The 21,193-nt window shown below is 65.5% G+C and carries 26 protein-coding genes; 12 read left to right on the top strand and 14 right to left on the bottom strand.

All coding sequences use genetic code 11. From position 1 onward, the window contains the following. The first annotated feature begins 67 nt into the window (after nucleotides 1–67). Nucleotides 68–1,012 (top strand): glycosyltransferase family 9 protein, encoded by a 945-nt coding sequence (locus tag ACIP90_RS05365; RefSeq protein ID WP_400577555.1) that lies wholly within the window; start codon nucleotides 68–70, stop codon nucleotides 1,010–1,012. Here the strand turns inward: ACIP90_RS05365 and ACIP90_RS05360 are convergent. Beyond that, the gene (locus ACIP90_RS05360) at nucleotides 907–1,821 is read right to left on the bottom strand and encodes a sigma-70 family RNA polymerase sigma factor (protein WP_400577553.1); all 915 of its coding nucleotides are present in this window, start codon (nucleotides 1,819–1,821) and stop codon (nucleotides 907–909) included. The genes ACIP90_RS05365 and ACIP90_RS05360 overlap by 106 nt on opposite strands. Before the next feature lie 186 nt (nucleotides 1,822–2,007). Between ACIP90_RS05360 and ACIP90_RS05355 the strand changes: the two genes are divergently transcribed. Then, on the top strand, nucleotides 2,008–3,072 hold the full coding sequence (locus ACIP90_RS05355; RefSeq protein ID WP_400577551.1) for an NAD-dependent epimerase/dehydratase family protein: 1,065 nt from the start codon (nucleotides 2,008–2,010) through the stop codon (nucleotides 3,070–3,072). 74 nt (nucleotides 3,073–3,146) lie between these two features. Here ACIP90_RS05355 and ACIP90_RS05350 read toward each other — a convergent pair whose 3' ends face one another. Next, the gene (locus ACIP90_RS05350) at nucleotides 3,147–3,656 is read right to left on the bottom strand and encodes a hypothetical protein (RefSeq protein WP_400577549.1); all 510 of its coding nucleotides are present in this window, start codon (nucleotides 3,654–3,656) and stop codon (nucleotides 3,147–3,149) included. A gap of 190 nt (nucleotides 3,657–3,846) precedes the next feature. Here ACIP90_RS05350 and ACIP90_RS05345 point away from each other — a divergent pair, with 190 nt between their 5' ends. Together ACIP90_RS05345 and ACIP90_RS05340 are read left to right on the top strand one after the other, a co-directional pair. After that, a complete protein-coding gene (locus tag ACIP90_RS05345) occupies nucleotides 3,847–4,329 on the top strand; it encodes a hypothetical protein (RefSeq protein ID WP_400577548.1) in 483 nt (160 codons plus the stop codon). Nucleotides 4,330–4,398: 69 nt separating this feature from the next. Further along, nucleotides 4,399–5,493, top strand: a complete 1,095-nt coding sequence (locus ACIP90_RS05340) for a YihY/virulence factor BrkB family protein (RefSeq protein WP_400577547.1) — start codon at nucleotides 4,399–4,401, stop codon at nucleotides 5,491–5,493. Between the two features lie 59 nt (nucleotides 5,494–5,552). On the opposite strand, the gene ACIP90_RS05335 is transcribed toward ACIP90_RS05340, so the two are convergent. Next, nucleotides 5,553–6,296 (bottom strand): GAF and ANTAR domain-containing protein, encoded by a 744-nt coding sequence (locus ACIP90_RS05335; protein WP_400577546.1) that lies wholly within the window; start codon nucleotides 6,294–6,296, stop codon nucleotides 5,553–5,555. Between the two features lie 237 nt (nucleotides 6,297–6,533). On the opposite strand from ACIP90_RS05335, the gene ACIP90_RS05330 reads away from it, so the two are divergent. The 4 genes from ACIP90_RS05330 to ACIP90_RS05315 all read left to right on the top strand — a co-directional run bounded on the left by ACIP90_RS05330 (nucleotide 6,534) and on the right by ACIP90_RS05315 (nucleotide 8,817). Next, nucleotides 6,534–7,367 carry a hypothetical protein gene (locus ACIP90_RS05330; RefSeq protein WP_400577544.1) on the top strand — a complete coding sequence of 278 codons (834 nt, stop codon included), beginning with the start codon at nucleotides 6,534–6,536 and terminating at the stop codon, nucleotides 7,365–7,367. Next, complete coding sequence (locus ACIP90_RS05325; RefSeq protein ID WP_400577543.1) at nucleotides 7,364–7,795, top strand: phage holin family protein; 432 nt, start codon at nucleotides 7,364–7,366, stop codon at nucleotides 7,793–7,795. The genes ACIP90_RS05330 and ACIP90_RS05325 overlap by 4 nt, the downstream gene beginning before the upstream one ends. Continuing rightward, a complete protein-coding gene (locus tag ACIP90_RS05320; RefSeq protein WP_400577542.1) occupies nucleotides 7,792–8,268 on the top strand; it encodes a DUF3618 domain-containing protein in 477 nt (158 codons plus the stop codon). Before ACIP90_RS05325 ends, ACIP90_RS05320 begins: the two co-directional genes overlap by 4 nt. Before the next feature lie 183 nt (nucleotides 8,269–8,451). Beyond that, entirely contained in the window at nucleotides 8,452–8,817 is a 366-nt protein-coding gene (locus ACIP90_RS05315; protein ID WP_400577541.1) for a hypothetical protein, read from the top strand. Nucleotides 8,818–9,070: 253 nt separating this feature from the next. Here the strand turns inward: ACIP90_RS05315 and ACIP90_RS05310 are convergent, their stop codons facing one another. After that, nucleotides 9,071–9,292, bottom strand: a complete 222-nt coding sequence (locus ACIP90_RS05310; RefSeq protein WP_400577539.1) for a hypothetical protein — start codon at nucleotides 9,290–9,292, stop codon at nucleotides 9,071–9,073. A 135-nt stretch (nucleotides 9,293–9,427) separates the two neighbouring features. Beyond that, a complete protein-coding gene (locus tag ACIP90_RS05305) occupies nucleotides 9,428–10,177 on the bottom strand; it encodes a YqjF family protein (RefSeq protein ID WP_400577537.1) in 750 nt (249 codons plus the stop codon). Nucleotides 10,178–10,864: 687 nt separating this feature from the next. Between ACIP90_RS05305 and ACIP90_RS05300 the strand changes: the two genes are divergently transcribed. Next, nucleotides 10,865–11,005, top strand: a complete 141-nt coding sequence (locus ACIP90_RS05300; protein ID WP_400577536.1) for a hypothetical protein — start codon at nucleotides 10,865–10,867, stop codon at nucleotides 11,003–11,005. Between the two features lie 59 nt (nucleotides 11,006–11,064). Here the strand turns inward: ACIP90_RS05300 and ACIP90_RS05295 are convergent, their stop codons facing one another. The 3 genes from ACIP90_RS05295 to lepB all read right to left on the bottom strand — a co-directional run bounded on the left by ACIP90_RS05295 (nucleotide 11,065) and on the right by lepB (nucleotide 13,349). After that, nucleotides 11,065–12,228, bottom strand: coding sequence for a hypothetical protein (locus tag ACIP90_RS05295; protein WP_400577534.1), 1,164 nt, complete (start codon nucleotides 12,226–12,228; stop codon nucleotides 11,065–11,067). Between the two features lie 6 nt (nucleotides 12,229–12,234). Further along, nucleotides 12,235–12,714, bottom strand: coding sequence for a Dps family protein (locus ACIP90_RS05290; protein WP_400577532.1), 480 nt, complete (start codon nucleotides 12,712–12,714; stop codon nucleotides 12,235–12,237). Nucleotides 12,715–12,806: 92 nt separating this feature from the next. Then, nucleotides 12,807–13,349, bottom strand: a complete 543-nt coding sequence (gene lepB, locus ACIP90_RS05285; RefSeq protein ID WP_400577531.1) for a signal peptidase I — start codon at nucleotides 13,347–13,349, stop codon at nucleotides 12,807–12,809. A 732-nt stretch (nucleotides 13,350–14,081) separates the two neighbouring features. On the opposite strand from lepB, the gene ACIP90_RS05280 reads away from it, so the two are divergent. Next, entirely contained in the window at nucleotides 14,082–16,160 is a 2,079-nt protein-coding gene (locus ACIP90_RS05280) for an FG-GAP-like repeat-containing protein (protein ID WP_400577530.1), read from the top strand. 147 nt (nucleotides 16,161–16,307) lie between these two features. Here the strand turns inward: ACIP90_RS05280 and ACIP90_RS05275 are convergent, their stop codons facing one another. Together ACIP90_RS05275 and ACIP90_RS05270 are read right to left on the bottom strand one after the other, a co-directional pair. Then, nucleotides 16,308–16,985: an O-methyltransferase gene (locus ACIP90_RS05275; RefSeq protein WP_400577529.1), complete on the bottom strand. Its 678-nt coding sequence runs from the start codon at nucleotides 16,983–16,985 to the stop codon at nucleotides 16,308–16,310. A gap of 125 nt (nucleotides 16,986–17,110) precedes the next feature. Continuing rightward, nucleotides 17,111–17,443: an MTH1187 family thiamine-binding protein gene (locus ACIP90_RS05270; RefSeq protein WP_400577527.1), complete on the bottom strand. Its 333-nt coding sequence runs from the start codon at nucleotides 17,441–17,443 to the stop codon at nucleotides 17,111–17,113. A gap of 111 nt (nucleotides 17,444–17,554) precedes the next feature. Between ACIP90_RS05270 and ACIP90_RS05265 the strand changes: the two genes are divergently transcribed. Then, nucleotides 17,555–18,175, top strand: a complete 621-nt coding sequence (locus ACIP90_RS05265) for a TetR/AcrR family transcriptional regulator (RefSeq protein WP_400577526.1) — start codon at nucleotides 17,555–17,557, stop codon at nucleotides 18,173–18,175. Nucleotides 18,176–18,389: 214 nt separating this feature from the next. Next, nucleotides 18,390–18,587, top strand: a complete 198-nt coding sequence (locus ACIP90_RS05260) for a hypothetical protein (protein WP_400577525.1) — start codon at nucleotides 18,390–18,392, stop codon at nucleotides 18,585–18,587. A 130-nt stretch (nucleotides 18,588–18,717) separates the two neighbouring features. On the opposite strand, the gene ACIP90_RS05255 is transcribed toward ACIP90_RS05260, so the two are convergent. The 4 genes from ACIP90_RS05255 to ACIP90_RS05240 all read right to left on the bottom strand — a co-directional run bounded on the left by ACIP90_RS05255 (nucleotide 18,718) and on the right by ACIP90_RS05240 (nucleotide 21,159). Continuing rightward, nucleotides 18,718–19,044, bottom strand: a complete 327-nt coding sequence (locus ACIP90_RS05255; protein WP_400577524.1) for a hypothetical protein — start codon at nucleotides 19,042–19,044, stop codon at nucleotides 18,718–18,720. 90 nt (nucleotides 19,045–19,134) lie between these two features. Next, nucleotides 19,135–19,446 carry an AzlD domain-containing protein gene (locus ACIP90_RS05250; RefSeq protein ID WP_400577523.1) on the bottom strand — a complete coding sequence of 104 codons (312 nt, stop codon included), beginning with the start codon at nucleotides 19,444–19,446 and terminating at the stop codon, nucleotides 19,135–19,137. Beyond that, on the bottom strand, nucleotides 19,443–20,243 hold the full coding sequence (locus ACIP90_RS05245; RefSeq protein ID WP_400577522.1) for an AzlC family ABC transporter permease: 801 nt from the start codon (nucleotides 20,241–20,243) through the stop codon (nucleotides 19,443–19,445). The genes ACIP90_RS05250 and ACIP90_RS05245 overlap by 4 nt, the downstream gene beginning before the upstream one ends. Nucleotides 20,244–20,274: 31 nt before the next feature. Next, entirely contained in the window at nucleotides 20,275–21,159 is an 885-nt protein-coding gene (locus ACIP90_RS05240) for a glycerophosphodiester phosphodiesterase (RefSeq protein ID WP_400577521.1), read from the bottom strand. Nucleotides 21,160–21,193: the final 34 nt, after the last annotated feature.

Genomic DNA, 21,193 nt, shown 5'->3' with positions numbered 1-21,193 from the left:
CTTCTTCGGACTAGACTCCTCGTCAGGCAGCCCGAACGGGCGGTCCTTCAGCCGAGGAGGCCAGTCAGTGGAAGCATCGAATGGCAATCAGGAACAGCCGGTCCTGCTGGTTCTCCGCGCCTTAAAGCTCGGCGACCTGCTGGTCGCGGTGCCGGCACTCCGCGCACTGCGACGCGCGTACCCGGACCACCGGCTGCTCTACGCGGCCCAAGGCTGGCTGGCGGGAGCCCTGGAGCTGGTGGGCGGATACGAACTGCTCCCCACCCACGGCCTGGACGTTCCGATTCCTATCGAACCCGGCCGGGTGGACGTGGCGGTGAACCTCCACGGCAGCGGACCGGAAAGCGACGACCGGCTGGCTGAAATCAAGCCGCGTACCATCGTTGGCCACCATGCCGACGGCAGGCCTGGCCCTGTCTGGATCAAGGACATCCACGAACGAGAGCGCTGGACCCGCCTGCTGCAGTGGCATGGCATCGAGGCCGAACCTGCTGACTACCGGCTGCTCCCTCCTGCGGTTCCCAGTCCCTGCCCCGGCGCCACAGTGCTTCACGTGGGCGCAGCCTATGGCAGCCGTCTGTGGCCTGCTGAGAGGTTCGGCGAGGTGGCCCGGACGCTGGCTGCCGACGGGCACAATGTAGTCTTCACGGGAAGCACAGCGGAGCGACCGCGGGCGCTTGATGTTGCCCGCCTGTCAGGCCTCGGCGAGAACCACGTCCTGGCTGGCACATTGGGGTTGACGGAATTCGTGGCGGCGGTGGCAGAGGCGAGACTGGTGGTCTCGGCCGACACGGGCGCGGCGCATCTTGCCTCGGCGTATTCACGGCCCTCGGTCGTACTGTTCGGACCCGCCCCAGTGGAAGTATGGGGGCCACCGCCGGGACCGCACGTTGTGCTCACCGATGCTCAAGCGCGACGGGGCGACACCTTCGCGGCCACACCCGACCCGGCACTTCTGGCTGTTTCAGTGGCGGACGTGCTCACTGCGGTACGCGGGCTCCCGCTGTCCTGATCTTCCTCAGCCAGGAGCCGGTGCTGCAGCCGGACAAGGATGCGCGACAGGCGACGCGACACCTGCATCTGCGAAATCCCGAACCGCTGGCCCAGTTCGGTTTGCGTCTCTTCGCAGAAGTAGCGCCGGTAGAGCATTTCCCTGTCGTCAGGGTCCAGCTCCTGGATTGCCTCATTCAGGCAGACCAGTTCTTCCAGGCGTTCTATGGCCGTATCGGGGGAGACCAGCACGTCGGCCATCGGCGGTCCGCCCCAGGGATCTGCGTTGTCGAGCGAATCGGGATGCATGCTGCTCCCCGCAGCCATGGCTTCCCTGAGTTCATCAGCCGACACACGCATCTCAGCTGCCAACTCCTGATCGGTGGGGACCCTGCCCAGGGATTGCGTCAGGTCCGGTGCCGTGCGCAACAGTTGGGTCCGCACGTCCTGCACCCTGCGCGGCGGCCGGACTGTCCAGCAACGGTCCCTGAGGAACCGCTTCAGCTCGCCGCTGATCGTGGGGGCGGCGTAGGCGGGGAAGCTCTCCCCCTTTTTCTCATCGAACCCCCTGGCAGCCTTGACCAGCCCAAGGTAGGCGACCTGGACCAGGTCCGCCCGGTCCCTGCCGCGTGTGGCGAAGCGTGCTGCGAGGGACTCGGCGAGGTCGAGGTAGTTCAGGACAAGTTGATTCTGGAAGGCCTCATGGAGGCGGCCGGCCTGCTGGGCCGGACGCCTGGAACGGCGCACGTCGGGCCCGTGGCAGGTGTCCTCGAACAAGGGGTCACCATTCCGGGCGCTATCCACGGTGTTATGGGGCGGATTCTCTGGCATTGTCGGGGATTCCTTCGATGTGGATCTCAAGAAAGCCTGCGGCAAGACTTAGTGGTAGGAAAACATAAGCGTGCTTATTACACAATGCCTCCCAGGCGATAGGCTCAGGAAAGCATCAGGGCATACGGCGGCCGGACCACGGCTATGCCGCCGGAACCGGTCCAACGCAACCACGGAGGATACGACATGCGAATCGCCATTACAGGAGCGAGCGGAAACGCGGGCACGGCTCTGCTGCGCAGATTGCAGCAGGAGCCCGACGGCGGTCCGGAAGTGGTGGGCATCAGCCGCCGGATGCCGGACAGTTCACGGGCCCCCTATGCCGGGGTCGAGTGGCACGCCGCGGACGTCGGCCTGGACAGTGACCAAGCCGGCATCCGCGCAGCGTTCGCCGGAGTTGACGCGGTGGTGCATTTGGCATGGCAGGTCCAGCCCAACAGGGACCTTGCCGTGCTGCACCGGACGAATGTCACGGGCACCGCCAACGTGCTGGCCGCAGCAAAGGACGCGGGGGTCGGGCACGTGGTGTGCGCCTCCTCGGTCGGCGCCTACAGCAAGGCGGATAAGGATAGGCGGGTGGACGAGGGCTGGCCCGCCAGAGGCATGGCCGGCTCCCACTACAGCCGGGACAAGGCCGAGCAGGAGGCGCTGCTGGACCGGTTCGCCTGGGACAATCCTTCCGTCACCGTGGCGAGGCTGCGGCCGGGGCTGATTTTTCAGCGTGACGCAGGAAGTGAGGTGGGACGATATTTCCTGGGCATGGTCCACCCCCGGCTCGTGCCGCGCCGTCCGGCGCTGCCCATCCTGCCGATTCCGGACGAGTTTGTCTTCCAGGCCGTGCATGCGGACGATGTGGCAGACGCCTACTGGCGTGTCATTCAGCGCAAGGCGGCCGGGGCGTTCAACGTCGCAGCCGAGCCGGTAGTCACCCCACAGAATCTGGCCCGCCTCTTCCATGCGCGGCGGGTGCTGCCCATTCCCGTGCGCTTCCTGCACGCTTTCGTGGACGCCACATGGCGTCTCCGGCTGCAGCAGACGGATTCAGGCTGGGTCGAGATGGCCGCCGGCGCGCCCATCATGGAAACGGCGCGCGCCCGCACGGAACTCGGCTGGGAGCCCAGGACGTCATCCTTGGATGCCATCCAGGAAGTGATCGAGGGCATGGGGGCAGGGGCCGGCGTGCCCCCGTCCCCGCCGCTGAAGCCGCGGCACACACTGAACCCGCGGCGCAGGGTGCGGGGACAGCACTAGACGGACACGCCCCGACGGTGCTCATTGGTTCACCAGCGCGAGTGGATGCACCAGCGCGGGGCGCCTGCAGCCCGTCACTCCCGCGGAGTGTTCCGTCGTGCATCGGTTGGGCCAGGCTCGGCACCGGAGTCGGTGCGCGTGTCGCTGGCCGGATTGCGGTCGCTTGCCGGGCTTCGTGAAGCGTCGACCCTCTGGTCGGGAGCGGTCGCAGCCCCTGGACGCCGGCTGCCGTCGTCCTGCACATCCGGATCCAGCGCGTTCGCCTTGGTCATATGCTTCTCCGAGTCGCTTCGCAGGCCCTCCGCCTCGGACTGGCGCTGCTCCGCCTCCTGGCGAAGCCGTGCAGCCTCGACCTGCGCCTGCTCCGCGTCCGACTTCGCCCGAAGCGCCCGGGCCTCGTTCTCCCGGGCCTCTAGTTCCGTATTCTCCGCTTCCCTGCGGATTTCCGCAGCGTGCTGACGGTTCGCTTCATCGCGCTTTTGCCTAAGCGCTTCCTTGCGCTTGCGGCTCGTCATGAGCAGCACAACAATCAGTGCCACCACGACGATTCCAACAACGATCCATACCCACACGGTTGTATCCACCGAGGATCCACCTCTCTCCATATCCAGCGCGGGCCAGCCAACGCGCGGAAGCAAACGCAGCTCCAACGCCCGGCCGGTTGAACTAACGGCAATCGGGGTACTTACTATCTAATAGTAATCATGCTTACTATTTTATAGCGAGTAACTCCGGCTGTGATCGGCAGCCCACCTTCTTTGAAAGAGAGCGATGATGACTGAGAACCAAAGGCCGCAGGACGGGAGTGAACCACTCGCTGCGGCCTCGCAACGCTCGAAATCACCGGACCCGGTTTCCTCGAAGGGCGGCCCCGCCAAAGAGGACGCCGCCAAAGAGGAGGTAGCCCGGCAGGCGCCGGACTCGACCGGCGCTGCAGTGCCGCCGCCGCGCGTGGATCTCCCAGGGCCTGAGTCCGCCTCCGGAAGCTACGTTCCAACGGCGGGTGCAGCCGTTCCGCCGCCGCCTGTGGACCTCCCCGGACCTGATGCCACCACAGCCGGACTCGGTGGGGCCACTTCCCCGCCCGACGCCACCTCCGGTGCCGCCAAGCCCCCCAGCCCCCTGGACTCGCCCCAACTCGTAGAGAGCACCGAGCCCCCGACACACATTGCGAACGATCCGCTGGCAGGAAAAGAAGTCGCGGACGATCCGATGGGCAGTGACCCGCGCTCGCGCGATCGATCGAATCCCCGTTGACCGCAGGCACCTCCACTGCAAACAGCCTAAGTCGTTTGCCAGCCTGCACGTGCCCGAAAGGATGGTCCCATGGCCAGCAAGGAAGCCCCGGAATCCAGCACGGCGAAGTCGTCCACGGCGCCCGCCCCGGACGACGAACGCAAGCCCGACAGCCCCACGGACGTCACCAAGCCTTCCTGGAAGTACATTGCCAAGAAGACACTGCGCGAATTTTCGCAAGACCAGTGCCCGGACGTCGCCGCAGGCCTCACCTACTATGCCGTCCTCTCGCTGTTCCCGGCACTGCTCGCCCTGGTTTCGCTGCTGGGAATCTTTGGCGACGCGCAAAAGACGACGGCGGCGCTTTTGGATATCGCCCAGGGCATCGCACCGGGTTCCACCATCGACACAATCCGTGAGCCCATCCAGGAACTGACCTCTTCGCCGGCAGCAGGGTTCACCCTTGTCATCGGCCTGGCAACTGCCCTCTGGTCCGCCTCCGGTTACGTAAACGCCTTTGGCCGGGGCATGAACCGGATCTACGAAATTGACGAGGGCCGCGGCTTCGTCAAGCTCCGTGGCACAATGCTCGGCGTGACGCTGCTGTCCGTGGTGATCGTCGCGCTGCTCGCGGCCATGCTGGTGATCAGCGGGCCGGTGGCGGAAGCGGTAGGCGGGGTCCTCGGTCTCGGCGGCGTGTTCCTGACCGTGTGGAACATTGCCAAATGGCCGGTCATCATCCTGCTGGTCGTCGTGGTCATCGCGATCCTGTACTACGCCACCCCCAACGTCAAACAGCCGAAGATCCGGTGGATGAGCATTGGCTCCTTCATTGCACTCCTGGCGTTCGTGCTGGCCTCGCTGGGCTTTGCCTTCTACGTGGCCAACTTCGCCAACTACAACAAGACCTACGGGGCCATCGGCGGCGTGATCGTCATGCTCCTGTGGCTGTGGATCCTGAACATGTCCCTGCTTTTCGGCGCTGAGTTCGACGCTGAAATGGAACGCGGCCGGCAACTCCAGGCCGGCATTGAGGCGGAAGAGACCATCCAGTTGCCGCCCCGGGACACGAAGAAAAGCGACAAACTGCAGGAGAAGGAAGAAGAAGACATCCGGCAGGGACGCGAACTCCGCGAACAGCACAGCCGCGAGCAGAAGGACCAGGACCGCGCCGACACCCAGTGAGCCGGCACCCCGTGAGAAAGTGGCCGCGAGATATCTTCTCGATGCCAGCTCCCCTGTGGTCAGTCGTCGAAGTGGGTGACCGACGTCCTTTTGTGGATGCCGGCCCGTTCTTTGAGGATGCCCTCGGCGACATCGTGGAGCTTCTGGTTGCGGTTCTGGGAGGCGTTTAGCAACATCGCGAACGCCTCGTCCTGGCTGCAGTGGTTTTGTTCCATGATGATGCCGGTTACAAGATCGATGGCTGTCCGGTGTTCCATCGCAGCTTTCAGGTCCTCTGCCAGAAGGTCAGCAGTAGTGATCCGTACGGCCAGCCGGAGCGCATGACCAGCCATGTCCGCGAAGACGACTGCCTCTTCGATAGCTTCCTCGGTGAACAGACCTGTCTCCCGGGCAAAGAAGTTCAATGCCGCAGATGCGTCCTTCCCAAGGGGAAGGGGAACTCCCAGCACGCTGCGGGCGCCAGCCGCAGCAAGACTCTCGGAGAATCTGGGCCAACACTGGTCAGAGCCAGTATCGGGCAGCAGCACGGGTTTGAGCGTCTCGAGTGCTTCCATGCACGGGCCCTCACCCAAAGCCTGCTCGACGCCGTCCAGCAGGATCGCTGTGTCGCTGCTGCCGGCGATGGTGACACTGCGCTTGCGCCGATGCAGCGTCACAGCGCACTCGATCCGAGCTCCGGCGGCCCCGCTAAGCGTCGTGGCAGCGTATCGGGTCATACCCTCCAGGAAGCCCTTCACATCCTCGGTGCCCCCTATGAGCCGGTGTAGCCGCTGGAAGTCCTCGTTCTGCTCATCCGTCCCCACAGCACCATCCTAGAAGCGAGTTTCCTGGGGGTGCACTTGCGGGCGCTGCGGCCGCGGGCAAGTCGTGATTTTGGGTGACCCCATCGGTGGCAATTGCAGTGCACGCCCCGTGCGCCGGCAGGGGCATGGAGGACAGGTCGGTTAGCAAGGCCGCCTACTATCAGATAGTAATCAGGCTTACTATTGTCCCGCGTGCTGGTCCATCAACAAGTAGCTACCCGCCAAGGAAAGAGAGCAATGATGACCGAGAACCCATGGCCGCAGACGTCTGATCCCTACCCCGCTGACCCCTACGGCACGGCAGGAACAGCCACTCCATCCCCGGCGCAGGAGGGGGCCACCACCAAAAAGGATGCCGTAAAGGAAGAAACGGCGAACGTGGCCGGGCAGGCCGCCGGCGCAGCCCAGGGCGTGGCCGAGACCGCCAAGACCGAGGTCGCGAACGTAGCGTCGGAGGCGAAGACCAGCGCCAAGGATCTTCTGCACCAGGCGAAGTCCAACCTGACTGATCAGGCGGGCACCCAACAGCAGAAGGCCGCCGAGGGCATCCGCAGCATCTCCTCGCAGCTGCGCACGATGGCCGACGCCCCCGACCAGCAAGGTGTCGCCTCCGACCTGATCCACCAGGCCGCCGACCGCTCCGAGTCCGTCGCCTCTTGGCTGGAGAACAGGGACCCAGGTTCCCTGCTGGACGAGGTCAAGACCTTTGCCCGCCAGCGCCCCGGCACCTTCCTGCTCCTCGCGGCCGGCGCCGGCCTGCTCGCCGGCCGGCTGGGCCGAAGCCTGCAGGCCGGAGCCCCGGGCTCCACAGCAGCGGCAGGAACCGCTGTTCCGCCGCAGGCCACCCAGACCCTGGCCCCGGAAAGCACCCTCACATCAGGGGCGGGCGGGTCCCTGTACGGCGAACCCACGACGGGTGTTCCGGCTTACGGGGAGACCGCATATGGGGAGCCCACAGTACAAGGCACGCGTGGGACCCCGGCACAGACCCCGCCGGGAAGTTCCACTGCGGGGGTTCCACTGCGCGACGTCGATGACCCGTATGGCGAAGGTGAAGGGCGTCCCCTGTGAGCAGCGAGATACCGGAGCCTCCTCCCACCACCGCGCATGCCAAAGCGGACACCAATTCCCTCGGGGAACTCCTCGGTGATGTCACCCGGGATCTCTCTACTCTGATCAGGCAGGAAATTGAACTCGCGAAGGCAGAACTCAAACAGTCAGGCACGAGGGCCGGCAAGGGCGGCGGCCTGCTTGCCGGCGCCGGCGTCGCGGGGCACTTCGTGCTCCTGTTCCTGTCCATCGCCCTCTGGTACGCGCTGGGCGAGCTGATAGGCCTGGGCTGGTCCGCCGTCGTTGTTGCCGTCATCTGGGGCATCATCGCCGCGATCCTGGCCTCGGTCGGGCGCAAGGAACTCAAGAAAATCAAGGGCATGCCCCAGACCGCCGAAACACTCCAGGAAATCCCGCCCACCCTGAAACCCAATGGAGAGAACCGATGAGTGAAAAGCCGGACGCCATCCGCACCGACATCGAAGAAACCCGCACCCGTCTTGGCACCGACGTGGACGCCGTCGCAGGCAAAGTCACCCCGTCCAACATCGTCCACAGGCAGACCAGCGCCGTCGCCGACGCGCCCCACCAGGCCGCCCTGAAAACCCAGGGCAACCCCTTGGCCGCCGGGCTGATCGCCTTCGGCGCAGGACTGCTCGTCTCCTCCCTGATCCCGCCCAGCCGGAAGGAACGTGAAGCCGCCGACGCCCTGAAAACCGCCGCGGAGCCCGTCACCACACAGCTAACCGGCGCCGCGAAAGAAGTGGCCGAGGGCCTGAAGGAACCCGCCCAGGAAGCCATGGAAAACGTCAAGACCACGGCAAGCGATGCGGTCCAGCATGTCAAAGACGAAGGCCAGGCTGCCGCCTCTGACGTGAAGTCCAGTGCCTCGGACGCCAAGGACCACGTCCAGAACACGTGAGCGGCCGGACGCGCTCCCGGAGCCGTGCCGCCGCCATCCGGCGGGACGGCCCGGGGAGCATCGCGGCAGCAGACCTGCCCGTCCGAGGGAACCGGATGACTGGCCCATTCACCGGCCCCTGAGCATTGCCGCCCGCCTGGACGAGCGACACCTTTCCACGGAGAGGTCCTGAAGGAGGAGAGCATGAGGCAGTTGGATATCGCCCGGTCGCACGGACTCTATAACGTCATCACCGGACTGTGGCCGCTGGCGCATATGCGCAGTTTTGAACTGGTCTTCGGGCCCAAAAGCGACACATGGCTAGTCCGGACCGTGGCCGGCCTGCTGATCGCCAACGGGCTGGCCCAGCTCCGAACCGTCGACTCATCCGACAGCCTCGCCCAAGCAAGACGCATCGGAATCGGCACCGCGGCCACGCTGGCCTTCATCGATGCTTTCTACGGGTTCTCGGGGAGAATCAGCAAGATGTACCTGCTTGACGCGGCGGCGGAAGTTACTTGGATTCTTCTTTGGCAGGCGTCCCGTGGAAGGGACGCACCGGGTTCCTGAAAAAATAGCCCAGCCGGGAGGGGTATGGCATCGGTGGCGGATGAGGATGGTGTGAGTGTAGTCGGACTGGAGCGGGTCGATGTCCGGCGGTAAGTGGCGGGACAGTGCGCAGACCGGAGCTGTTCCAGGGCGTCCGGCTCGATCCGGGCACGGGACATCAACCTCGAGGGCCCCCCCCGGCCTGAGGGGGCTGGCTCGTTTCATCACCGCATACAGGCCCTGGACACTATCCCCGATCACATGCCACGGGCGGCTACCTGGGCAAGTTGTCTCCGTGCTCGTCCGGGTGGGGATCGTTCTTGTGCCGGGCCTCATCCAGATGGTGCTCCAGCTTTTCTTCAGCATCCCGCCGGCGCCTGCCCACGGTGCGCATCTGCTGCGTGGATGGGGACCCGCCGTAGCTCTCCTGGTCATGGCCATGCTGGCCGGGCCCGTCGGCGGACGCAGGGGGACCCTTATCCTTCTTTTCGGTCATATATTTGATCGTCTCACCGCGCTTCATCGTCAGGAAGGGCCGTTCCTTCCCGTGCACATGGATGATCAGTTCCCGCTGTAGCCCAGCTTCGGCCGCCCTTGCGGCCCGCCGGAAGCAAGAGGCTGCCAAGGGTGTTTAGGAGAGGCCGTCCAGCTGCCGGGGCTGCCCGAACTGCGTACGCACACCGGGGGAATACAGTACGGAGTCAGGCGGGCCGTGGACCGTGAGCCCTGCGGCCCGGACCAGGCCGTCCTCCGCTGCTGTCGCGGCAGCGCAATACAGCCGCCAGGGCGGATGAGATATGGGCAGGTAAACGGCACGCTGGCCCATGCGGGTATGGATTCCGAAGCGGGCTGTGAGCCAGAGCGACAAACCGTCCACGGCCCTGCAGTCCACGTCGGGATACGCAATGAACGAGGACGTCCCTTGGCAGCGAAAACGTTCGACCTCGTACCCGTATCCTCGAAAACTGCTGTGTGTAGCGGTGGACCGGCAGCGGGACCACACGTAGGGCAGTCCGGCGGCACGGCCACCCAGCACGAAGGCGAGCCTGTCAGCGTCCAGCGAGAGGAACACCACGCCGCGTTGCCCCGCCGCGTCACGGGAATACAGCCGGACATTGACCTCGGTAAAGGCGCCAACATAGGGAAGGCGCAGGCGCTGCCCCAGACAGGTGCGGGTGACCCGGAAGCCGATCAGGCCAACCCACGTCTTACCCGCATACACGTCAGGTTCGACGCCTTGGGGCATGTACGGCTGCGCTGCTGCCACGGGAATCCTCCAATGGAGGAAGACCACATCGGACCACGACTGATACACCGGCAAAGGGGCATACGTGGCGTCCCCGCCCAGGGGCCCTGCCCAGGGGTCCCGGTCCGCGTGCATCAGGCACCGCCCGCAAACGGGGTCCGGGAAGCTAAGACGTATACTCCCATGCAATCATCGTCCCCGCACTCACCGCTGGCGGCAATGCACCGAGCTCTGTCCTTGGTCGGTTGGCAGGATGCCATGCGGACTAGGACGACCTGAAAAAGGGCATGGTTGACCTTGCGGTCACCGCGTCTGTTACCCGCCCTCGGCATGATCTATCTCACATCCGCTATGCTGGTTTTAGTCATGCAGCTGGCTCCGAACTGCTCCGGAAGGTCCCGGCATGACTTCCTCGTCAAACCAGCCCATCCGCTCTCCCAGATCAAGTACCCCACCCCTCTCGGCGGAACTGGGCGCAGCACGTCGGCACTTTCATCGATGGCCGCTCGTGCCCTCCCGCGAACTAAGACGTATCCGCCAAGTCCTGCTCCATCGCGCCAACGCAGGGAGCCCCGAATCAGCGAATCAACTGTCGGAACCCGCCCAGGCTCTGCTTGACCTTGTTACGGCAGAGCTCCAGCGTCGAGGACAAACGGTCGGCCACACCGGGCCTCCGGACAGCTCGCGGGACTCAGAGCATATATCCAGAAGGCCCGACGAGCGGGGGGATATCCACTCATGACCGGGCGCTTTGAGCTTGTCACCGATTCAGGCGGAGGATGCAGGGCCAAACTCTTGGATAACGGCGGGAACGTACTGGCCGTGTCAGCGAAGTTTGACGATACGGAAGCCGCGGCCCGGGGAATCCTCGCCATTCGTGAGATAGCTGCCTCTGGCCTCATCGAGGATATGACGCGCACACCGCCGGACCCCGCCGAGGTTCCCAGGTCAGCCAGGAAGTAGTCTGCAAGCGGTACCTGTTGCTGCGCCGGTCTCTTGGGCGCCGAACACGCGGTCCAAGGTCACCACGCGTGTTCGCCCTTTAGGGTCAGCGCGCCGAGTTCGGCGTCGTCGCGCGTCGCATGGTGCTGACGGACGTAAAGCGACAGGTCCGCCATGCATTTTCCGTACCGGTCGTCGAAGGCCAGCGGTCCCGGCCCGAGGTTCTGGCTCACCAGCTGCTGAACGCGGTCGACGGCGGCGGCAACGGTTCCGCGGACCCGGAGCGCCTCACTCCACGCACCGGCGCCCTGCCCGCCTCCGCCTTCTGGCTCTCCTTTCGCTGCCTCTGCATGCCTGAGCTCTGCCGGCGGGACCGCGGCCAGCGCCGCCGGCGCGTCAACGCCTCCCAGCCGGCCGCCGTCGACAAGTTCAGCCGCGCGGGCGAGGTACTGGGACGTGGATGTGAGGATCCTGTCCACCTCGCCCAGGCTGGCGAGGGCCACCTGGTCTGGCTCACGCTGGGAATGCGCGCCCCGAATGAGTGCGGCCTTGAAGTACCGTCCGAGTGCAACGGCACCGCCCAGCCAGCACGCCGCCACCCCCATGCCGCCCCAGGCGAATCCCGGGCGCTGAAAATACCAGCCATCATCGCCGAGCGGCACCGCCGCCACGCGGTCAAAATGAACGGTCCCGCTAGGTATTTCCCGCAGGCCCCTGCTGGTCCATTCGGGGTCGATGCAGGTCACGCCGGCATCCCTGAGGTCGATGGCAAAGGCGCCCCGGCCTCCCGTTGCGGTGTGCGCGGTGACCACCGCGTGATCCACGAACTGGGCCAGCGAGCACCATGGCTTGGACCCGGTGAGCTGCACTCCCCCGGGCTGGGGTCCGGGCTGCGCTGTCAGGCGGGTGCCGGGTCCCTCAGCAGCGAAGACCGCCCAGGTTCCGGTGAAGAAGTCTGCCATTCCCGCCTGCGAAAGTATGGCGCCGGCGTCAAGGTGCGGTTCAAGGATGCGTCCGGCAGCCACGTCGATGGAGGCGACAGACGCCAGCAGTTCCCAAAGCCGTGCGGTGTCCCCGCCTCCCGGCTTTGGCGCGGATTTCCCGGCCTCGTTGGCGGCGGCTAGCAGCGCGGGGACGTCCTCCACTGCGGCCGCGACTGCCTCGAGCGTCGGGTCAAGGTCTGCGAGCTGTTCCGGCGTGGAGCTGATTGGGACCGCCTGCCATCGGCGGCGGGGCGGGTTCACGGCGGCTCAGTCTTCCGCGGGCGCAGTCACAGAGGCCGACGCCGCCATGATTTCCGCGTTCACCATCCACGCCAGCTGTTCCAGGCGCGAGATGGCGGCATGCAGCAAGTCAGCGCTCGTTGGGTCCTCCTCGTCCACTTCGTCGTGGACGTCCCGTATGGTTTTCACGGTCTGCTCCAGCCGGGCGGTGATCAGTTTGACCGTGTCCTTGGTGGTTGTGAGCCCGCCGGGGAATTCCTCCAGCCGCGTGCCGGCTGACACTGTTGCGCTACGACCATCCGGAAGGCTGTGGAGCGCGCGCATGCGCTCCGCCGTCTGATCCGCAAGCAGCCGGGCGCTGGCGATGATCTCATCCAGCTGGAGATGCAGGTCCCGGAAGTTGGTGCCTACCAGATTCCAGTTCGCCTGCTTCCCCTGCAGATGAAGTTCGATCAGATCGGTGAGCACCATTTGAAGGTTGCCGGCCAGTGTCTGGGACGCTTTCATTTCTTCCTCCGCTGCTGTTGACAGGCCCCGGCCGCGTACGGCCGGAAGCTGATACCCAGCATACTTATCTTCTGCCGTCTACGCCCTGCCCGCTATTCCCCCGATGGCCACGCCACGGTGGCCTGCAGCTTGTCCAACGGAACGCTGCCGTAGGCCCGGGAATCGATGGAACCGGACCGGTTGTCGCCAAGCACAAAGACATGGCCGGCAGGGACGGTGACGGGGCCGAAGTACGTGCCGTCGATCCGGCTGTGGTCGACTCCGGGCTCGGCCTGCGGTGTCCCGTCCACAACCAGGACGGAGTCTTCGATGGCCACAGACTGGCCCTGGAATGCGATGGCGCGTTTGAGCGTCGGGCGCCCGTCCTCGGGGCTGCTGAACACCACCAGGTCCCCGGCCCTCAGGCCACCCAGGAGCGGGCCGGGCTTGTACAGCAGGACAGTGCTTCCGCGGGGAACCGCCGGCTCCATGCTTTCGGAACTGACGGTCATCGGCTCAAGGACCCACAAGCGGGTGGCGAGCAGGCCGGCAGCCAGAACTGCCGCCGTCGTGGTTTTTCGGCTCCAAACGTGCCGCCCGAACTTTCCGCCAGCGGTTTCGGGCCGAGCTGCCCGGTGACGTGCTAGCCGTCCCACGGGGTTGGTCCTGTCTCGGATAGCGACGCCTGGGACAGTGCCGCCTGCGACAGCGCCGTTTGGGATGCCGCTGGCACGGGGCGCCGTCGGGAAACGGACATGGCTGTGTCTCCTTTCGAAGGACTGCCATGAGCATGTTCGGCCGTTCTTGGAAAAAACTGGGGTTGCGGGGCACATGGACGGGCGTCCCGGGACCCACCCCCAATTGAGCCCCCTCAAATCGATGGTTTAACTGGGGGACATCAATGCTTTGACTGAGGGGACAAGGTTTGCAGGTCATTTCCGTGCAGGGTCCCCCCGCGACTGGCTCCTAGGCGTTTCCCGTGCCCGAGGCCCGGGAATTCATAGGTATCGGCAGGCAATCTGGTGATGTCCCAACCGGCGGATGGCCGCCACCGGAAGAGTGACAAGGACCGCCGGGTCCGGGCCGTATCCCCAGCGGCGCCGGGTCCGGCGTCCCGCTGTTTGGGGCACATTTGCGGCCGGTTCGGGCGCGAAGTAGCAGGTCATGCACGGAAAGCTGGGATTCCCTGCATCGCCTATCCGAGATTAATCCAAGGTCTGTTAGCCACTGTTGCGGTGGCAGGGAATCCGCTTCCTGGCCTGGCCTTGAAGGTACTGGGGGCCACTAATCGAGTGTCCATTTGAGGAGTCACCATGTTTTCCAAGTCTGTAGATCGGCCCGAAATGCCGGATGGAGCGCGCAGCGCACCCCGGGCTCACCGCCAGCCGATGACAACAACCTCCCGCCGTCTCGCCGCCGTCGTCTCCGGCGCGCTGCTGGCCGCCTCCCTGGCGCCGCTGGCCGGCCTTCCTGCCAACGCCGCCACCGCCGGCGTCGGACCCGTTGACGATGCGAACGGTTTTCCCACGTGGTATTCGGACGGAACCGTCAAGCTGCAGCTCTGCTACGAAGCAGGCAAGGGCTGCCTTTCCGAGCCGCCCAACCCGGAGGCGCCCGTTTCCTACCCCGATAACTTCCCTGATGAAGCGTTCTGGTTTGCTGCCTCGGCCGATGTCGGCAGCATCGGTTCCTACGAAGCCGCTCTCGAAGCCGCGCACGCCAACGAAGAAGTCATCGACGGCGATCAGATGGGCTTCGGCCGGCTGCGGTTCCGGTTTGACGGCCTGCAGGCCGGAGAGTCGTACACCATTACCCACCCGTACGGCGTCCACACCTTCGAGGCAGACGCCACCGGGGTGATCAACGAAACCTTGGACGAGGGCTGCGACCCGACCGCGACAACTGCCTGCGATTGGGCAGGAGTCGGTGCCGCCTTCCTGGGAGCTTACACCACCGGTTCCACAGCTACCTTCCTTCGGCAGGTCGGCGCAGAGACCGGCACCATCGGATCCATCGACACGGCACGGACTGTCACGGGCGCTCCGTCGGGCAACAACTTCGTCCAGGTGGTCGGACCAGACGCCGGCGGTCCCGGCGTCGACACGGTGACGACGAACCTGTTCACGGTCCAAGGCCTGATCGCCCAGGGTACTGAGGCTGGTCCCTCTACACCAGACCTGACCGCAGCCAGCGACAGCGGCCGCTCCTCGGCCGACAACATCACCAACGTGACCACGCCGACGCTGACGGGCACGCTGCCGGCAGGCACGACGGGACCGGTGGAAGTGAGTGTCAACGGCGGCCCCGCGCAGGCAGCCACAGTGACTGGTTCCACGTACTCAGTTACGCTGGCACCGCTGGCCCAGGGCGCCCACAGCGTACAGGCCCGTGCCGGCGCTGAGAGTTCCGGCACGTTGAGCTTCACGGTGGACACCACGGCGCCAGCGGTTGCCGTCACGGCCCCGTTCCCTTCCACGCCCACCGCGGACAACACGCCCAGCCTGACCTTCAGCAGCGCCGATCCGCAGGCACGGTACGAATGCCGGCTGCTGCCCACCAACGGCGCGTGGGATCCGACCTGCTCGTCGCCGAAGACCTGGGACGCCCAGACCAACGGCTTCTACACCTTCAGCGTCCGCGCCACTGATGCGGCCGGAAACGTCGGTGTCGTTGCCAACCGGAACGTCCGCATCGGTACGGGCACCGGCGTCACCAGCGTCTCGCAGGACTTCAACGGTGACGGACGTGCCGACATGGTGGCCCGCGACTCCAGCGGGGTGCTGTGGACCTACATGGGCAACGGCTCCGGCAGCTTCCCCACCCGCGTCAGGGTCGGTTCCGGCTGGAACACCATGAACTCCATCAGCGCCACCGGCGACCTCACCGGAGACGGCCGGGCTGATATCGTGGCCCGCGACTCCAGCGGCGTCCTCTGGACCTACCGCGGCAACGGCTCCGGCACCTTCCCGACCCGCGTCAGGGTCGGCTCGGGCTGGAACACGATGAAGACCATCAGCGCAGCCAGTGACGTCACCGGCGACGGACGGAATGACCTGCTCGCCATCGACTCCAGCGGCATCCTGTGGAGCTACAGCGGCAACAACTCCGGCACCTTCCCGTCCCGCATCAGGGCCGGCGCAGGATGGAACACCATGGCCATCAGCGCCGCAGGTGACCTCAACCGCGACGGTAACGCCGATCTCGTGGCACGCGATTCCAGCGGAGTTCTGTGGTCCTACATGGGCAACGCTGCCGGCGCATTCCCCACCCGCGTCAGGGCAGGCGCAGGCTGGAACGTCATGAACGCCATCAGCGGTGCCGCAGACCTCAACAGCGACGGACGCGATGACCTCGTGGCCCGCGACACCAGCGGGGTCCTCTGGTCCTACATGGGCGACGGTGCCGGCACCTTCCCCAACCGGGTCCGGGTCGGCGGCGGCTGGAACATCATGAATGTGCTCGGCTAAGGGCACCTCGCACTGTAAAAGCACAGCACTGTAAAAGCACCGCACATTTGAAAGCACCGCCCGCGTACACGCAGTACGCGGGCGGTGCTTTGTCCGGTCTCCTGGAAACCTCCCCCGGAAGCCGCGCGCTTAGCTCCGACGGGCCGGCTAGCGCACCACGGCCAGCGCGAAGCCGTCCCAGCCTTTGGACCCTACGGTTTGGATGACGGTGGCATCCAAACGGCTGTCCTCCCCCATCAGCTTCAGCGCACTGAGGATCCCCCGCGCGTTGACCTCGTCCATGGACGGATCCAGCACCGCGCCCTCCCACACCACGTTGTCCATCACAATGGTGGTGCCGGGCCGGCCCAGCCGCACCGCCCAGTCCAGGTAGCTGGGGTTGTTTTCCTTGTCTGCGTCGATAAAGACGAAATCGAAGGCGCCGGCGCCCTCCGCCTCAAGCGCCGCCAGAGTGTCGAGCGCCGCTCCGATCCGGATCTCCACCTTGTGGCCAAGCCCGGCGGCGTCCACGTTCCCCCGCGCCACCTCCGCGTGCTTCGCGAGGTATTCACACGTCACCAGCCGCCCGTCGTCCGGAAGCCCCTGCGCCATCCAAATGGTGCTGAAGCCTGCCAGTGTGCCGATCTCCAAAACGCGCCGTGCACCCGACGCCCCGACCAGCAGCTTCAGCAGCTTTCCGGCATTCGGTGTTACTTCGATCGGCGGCATCCCGGCGTCGGCGGCGGATTGCACCGCGCGCTGCAGCGCGCTGTCGGGATGTACGACGACGTCGGACAGGAACTCTTCTACGGCCACCCACTCGGGCCGCGCCTTATGCTCAAACATGGCCCCAGTCTCCCAGCATCGGAACCGGCGGGCCAGAGTCCCGCACTGCCCTACTAACTGGGCCGGCGGCATCCTGCCCATGCCTGCGGCGTGTCTGTGTCATGCCTGCGGCGCGTCCGCCAGATTCAGGAACGGTCCCCGAGGGCGTCCTCCAGCCGCTCCACTTTTGCCGTCAGTTCGCCTGAGAATCCGGGCCGGATATCGGCTTTGATCACGAGGGAAACCCGGCTGCCGTATTTCCCTACCTCCTCGGTGGCGCGTTTAACCACCGCGAACACCTCGTCCCATTCGCCCTCAATCGTGGTGAACATCGAGTCGGTCTTATTGGGCAGCCCGGAGTCCCGGACTATCCTGACGGCGGCGGCAACAGCGTCATGCACGGAGCCGTCGGCGTCCTCCTTGGCATAGGCGGCGTCGGCAGGAATTCCGGACGGGGCAACTGAAAATGCAAGCAACATAGCCTCAGTTTGGCATGCCGGGAAAAGGCAGCCGGGCGTGCGCTGCGTCATATTTGGAACTACCAATCGGTAACGAAGTCGCCTGGACACTGCGTTGCTAACCTTTTACTTATGAACCTCGCAGTAGAGCGCAAGCCCCTTCGTGCCGATGCTGCCCGCAATGTGGACAAGATCATTAATGCAGCCCGCGAATGCTTCCGGGACCACGGACCCGATGTGCCACTGCAGACCATCGCCGCCACCGCCGGAGTGGGACCCGCGACGCTCTTCCGCAACTTTTCCGACAAGGAAGAGCTGGTCCTGGCCGCACTGAACCGCCAACTCCGGCTCACCGTTGACCCCGTCATCGACGTCGCCCTCGCAGGCCAGGACGCAGCCGACGGACTGTTCCGTGTCATCGACGCCGTGATGGCTGCGGCAAGCGAGAACGCCAACCTTCTTGGTGCCGTGGCCGGCCGCCGAGACCTGCTCACCGGCATCACGGGCAGCCTCATTGAATCCGTGGGGGTACTCCTGGGGCGCGGCCAAGGGCAGGGCACGCTCCGCACGGACATCTCGCTGACGGATATGGTCCGCCTGCTTGCCATGCTGATCGGTGTCGTTGACACCATGGAGCCGGGCTCCGATGCCTGGCGCCGGCCGGCGGCGCTCGTCGAAGACGCCATTCGCTGGGAGCGGCCGGTCCGCCAGTTGCCTCCCCAGGTCCCGCTGCCCGGATCACAGTTCGACTAGCCTGCCGCCGCCAAGGTTGCGGCCCGGGCAGCAGCCTGCTCCATCGGCTACGGATATTCCCTTGCTGCGGCCCGCCCAGTAAGCTGGGCAGACCAGTGGTTACGAAGGCAGCCTCGGTATAAATACGTTGCACGGAGCACACAATGGCACTCTTATCGTGTAATCACGTCCGGCTGGCTGAGTCAGCATGAACCGCTCACAGCTCGCGCATTTCATGAGAAATTCCGACGACCCGGAGGCAACCGTGACAGCAGCCTCCACGGAGGAACTGGGCATTATCGTCGACGCGCTTTACCGGAATCTGGACACCCCCAACCCGGTGCTGGGAGCCCAGGACTGGTATGACCTCGCCGTTGAGGAACTGGGCCGGCGGTCGAAGCCTGCATCGCCGGACGCTTACGGTGCAGCCTGACGGGGCACCAGTAATTCGATACCCTGGTGATTCGGCGCGCCCCAGTAATTCGGTCCGGCGCTTCAGGCTCACAGGGCATTCGGCGGCATAGCGCCAATTGACGTCAGCCGCGGGGCGTTATTGGTGCGCGCTAGGAATCATGGCGCTTGCTCTCCGTCGAATCCTGCGCCTTCTTTGCATGGGAACCTTTTTCGGGGGCAGCCGATTCGCGGCCCGTTTCCTCTGCTCCCTTTGCGGAGTGCGTCTTCCCGTGGGCCGCATGCTCGGCTTCGTTGGCGTGCTCCTTGGCTTCCATCAGATGCTGCTGCAGCTTTTCCTCGGCTTCGCGGCGCCGGCGTGAAGTGTCGCGGAGTTCCCTCGTGGCCTGGGAGCCGCTGACCTCGATGTACGGGGCTCCCGATTTCTCGTGGGCACTCCTGTGGGACCCTGATTCCTCCGGGGTTGATTTGTCATTCACTGTGAGTCGGTCCTCTCTGAATTCAACAACACCAGGCTTCATCTCACGATCTACTCATTCACACCCGGCGTCACCCGTCAATCCCGGGCGTCAGTTCCAGCCCGCAAGCCGCAGCAGGGCTGCAGTTCCCGCCCCGGCGATCACAACCACCAAAAAGGGTGCCCGGAACAGGAGGGCTATCCCGGCCGCAGCCAGCGCGCCGATCCGCGCGTCCAGGAGCAACGACTGGCCCGACGCCACAGCGTTGACGATCGTCAGCGAGGCCAGCAAGCCGATCGTCATTGTCCCGGCGATCCGCGACGTCCGCGGATTTTTCAGCAGCGTGGCCGGGACCAGGTACCCCACGAGCTTCCATGCATAGGCGAACAGGCAGGACAGCAACAACCACCCCCAGAGGTTCATCTGGCATCACCCGGCGCGGTTCCCCGTTTCTGATTGCCCTCATGATGGGGCGGGTGGTGGGGTCCGTGATGGCGCGCGGTGTACGGATCGATGTCCGGCTCCAAGCCTTCATCCTTGGGCCCATGGCTGAACCAACCGATGAATGCGGCCACTGCCGCAGCTGCGAGGATCGGCACCCCGGCAGGAACAAACGGCACCGCCAGCACGGTGGCGAGCGCGCACACGATGGCGATGGCCACCGGCTCCCGGCCCTTTAGGCGAGGCCACAGCAGGGCAAGGAACGCCGCCACCGCAGCGCCGTCGAGCCCCCACTGCTTGGGGTCGCCCAGGGCGCCCCCGGCCAGGGCTCCGACAGCGGTGAAGACGTTCCACAGCACAAAGATGCCGATGCCGGCGGTCCAGAATCCGCGTTGCTGCTCGGCCGGGTCCGTCTGCCCGGTGCTCGTGGCGGTGGACTCGTCGATGGTCAGGTGGGCGGCTGCGTACTTGCGCCATCCGGTGGGATGCAGCAGCACGTTGAGCTGCATGCCATAGATTCCGTTGCGCATTCCCAGCAGGGTCGCTGCCCCCGTGGCTGCCAGTCCGGATCCTCCGCCGGCGACCACGCCGATGAAGGCGAACTGTGAGCCTCCGCTGAACAGCAGCAGGCTCAGGGCCATGGTCTGCCAGAAGTCGAGGCCGGATGTCACGGAGAGGGCGCCGAACGAAACGCCGTACAGTCCCGTTGCCACGCTAATGGAGAGGCCCACGCGAACCGCGGGGGACCCGAGAAGCCGGGCAGGCCAAGTGATGGGCATGGCACCACTCAATCACAGCGGTGCACGGGAACTAAGCCGGCTGCAGCTGGGCCAGAACCCTGGCAGGCCTGTTGGTGGTGATTTCGTGAATCCCGAGTCCGATGCACAGCGCCACGTCACTCTCGGCGTCCACCGTCCACACCCTGAATCTGCGGCCCGAATCCAGCCAGCGGTGCACGATGGGGGCGTGCCTGCGGACATACCCGATGCCGGGGCCGGCAATGCCGACTTCGCCGTCGTTGAGGATCTGTTCGCCTTCAAGCTGGGCGGCCCTCATGACATTCGCAACGGCGCCACCCGTCAGCGGGCCAAGCCCCAGCTCCTCGCGGATTGCGGAGACGTTGATGTCGTCCACCAGCTGGCAGATGAATTGAGGCGCTATCGCCTTGCGCAGATGCCGCACGGCATCCGGGCTGAAACTCATGAAGGTGATTCTGATGTTGTCCAGCCGGGATGTCCGCGGGTCCCACCCCTCCGCCCGGAGGACTTCCAGCACCCGGTCCTCCAGCTTCAGCTGGTACGGGCTGGGATGCTTCAGTTCAATGGCCAGCCCGATCTCCCGGCCGGAGTCCCGGAGGAGATCCAGCAGGTCGGGGAGGGTGAGGAACTGTTCCGAACGGGCACCGTACGCCTCGGGGATGCGGACGCCCTTCCACGACGAGAAGTCCAGCAGACGCAGTTGGTTGATGGTGCGTTCGGCCACCGGCCCGGTTCCGTCCGAGGTGCGGTCCAGGTTGGCGTCGTGCAGCAGAACCACGTGCTGGTCCCGGCTCAGCTGCACATCGCACTCCACGCCGTCGGCCCCGTCGGCAAGGGCCTGGAGGTAGGCCGCCCGGGTGTGCTCGGCGAAATCCGCGCTGGCGCCCCGGTGGGCGTAGACCAAGGGACGCGGCCGGAGTGACTCGTCGGTTGTCATGGTGACACGTTAGCCGACGGCTGCCGGGGAAGCG

The organism is Arthrobacter sp. NPDC093139, from assembly GCF_044754165.1.
In the GTDB taxonomy this organism is placed as follows: Bacteria; Actinomycetota; Actinomycetes; order Actinomycetales; family Micrococcaceae; genus Arthrobacter.
The sequence above is the reverse complement of the archived record's forward strand: the minus strand, read 5'-3'. Positions and strand labels throughout refer to the sequence as shown.

What these genes read in the sequence shown, in the direction of transcription:
- ACIP90_RS05360 (WP_400577553.1), bottom strand. Translation starts at nt 1,821, where the DNA reads ATGCCAGAGAATCCGCCCCATAACACCGTGGATAGCGCCCGGAATGGT.
- ACIP90_RS05355 (WP_400577551.1), top strand. Translation starts at nt 2,008, where the DNA reads ATGCGAATCGCCATTACAGGAGCGAGCGGAAACGCGGGCACGGCTCTG.
- ACIP90_RS05345 (WP_400577548.1), top strand. Translation starts at nt 3,847, where the DNA reads ATGACTGAGAACCAAAGGCCGCAGGACGGGAGTGAACCACTCGCTGCG.
- ACIP90_RS05340 (WP_400577547.1), top strand. Translation starts at nt 4,399, where the DNA reads ATGGCCAGCAAGGAAGCCCCGGAATCCAGCACGGCGAAGTCGTCCACG.
- ACIP90_RS05330 (WP_400577544.1), top strand. Translation starts at nt 6,534, where the DNA reads ATGATGACCGAGAACCCATGGCCGCAGACGTCTGATCCCTACCCCGCT.
- ACIP90_RS05320 (WP_400577542.1), top strand. Translation starts at nt 7,792, where the DNA reads ATGAGTGAAAAGCCGGACGCCATCCGCACCGACATCGAAGAAACCCGC.
- ACIP90_RS05315 (WP_400577541.1), top strand. Translation starts at nt 8,452, where the DNA reads ATGAGGCAGTTGGATATCGCCCGGTCGCACGGACTCTATAACGTCATC.
- ACIP90_RS05310 (WP_400577539.1), bottom strand. Translation starts at nt 9,292, where the DNA reads ATGACCGAAAAGAAGGATAAGGGTCCCCCTGCGTCCGCCGACGGGCCC.
- ACIP90_RS05305 (WP_400577537.1), bottom strand. Translation starts at nt 10,177, where the DNA reads ATGCACGCGGACCGGGACCCCTGGGCAGGGCCCCTGGGCGGGGACGCC.
- ACIP90_RS05290 (WP_400577532.1), bottom strand. Translation starts at nt 12,714, where the DNA reads ATGAAAGCGTCCCAGACACTGGCCGGCAACCTTCAAATGGTGCTCACC.
- ACIP90_RS05280 (WP_400577530.1), top strand. Translation starts at nt 14,082, where the DNA reads ATGACAACAACCTCCCGCCGTCTCGCCGCCGTCGTCTCCGGCGCGCTG.
- ACIP90_RS05275 (WP_400577529.1), bottom strand. Translation starts at nt 16,985, where the DNA reads ATGTTTGAGCATAAGGCGCGGCCCGAGTGGGTGGCCGTAGAAGAGTTC.
- ACIP90_RS05270 (WP_400577527.1), bottom strand. Translation starts at nt 17,443, where the DNA reads ATGTTGCTTGCATTTTCAGTTGCCCCGTCCGGAATTCCTGCCGACGCC.
- ACIP90_RS05265 (WP_400577526.1), top strand. Translation starts at nt 17,555, where the DNA reads ATGAACCTCGCAGTAGAGCGCAAGCCCCTTCGTGCCGATGCTGCCCGC.
- ACIP90_RS05260 (WP_400577525.1), top strand. Translation starts at nt 18,390, where the DNA reads ATGAGAAATTCCGACGACCCGGAGGCAACCGTGACAGCAGCCTCCACG.
- ACIP90_RS05250 (WP_400577523.1), bottom strand. Translation starts at nt 19,446, where the DNA reads ATGAACCTCTGGGGGTGGTTGTTGCTGTCCTGCCTGTTCGCCTATGCA.
- ACIP90_RS05245 (WP_400577522.1), bottom strand. Translation starts at nt 20,243, where the DNA reads ATGCCCATCACTTGGCCTGCCCGGCTTCTCGGGTCCCCCGCGGTTCGC.
- ACIP90_RS05240 (WP_400577521.1), bottom strand. Translation starts at nt 21,159, where the DNA reads ATGACAACCGACGAGTCACTCCGGCCGCGTCCCTTGGTCTACGCCCAC.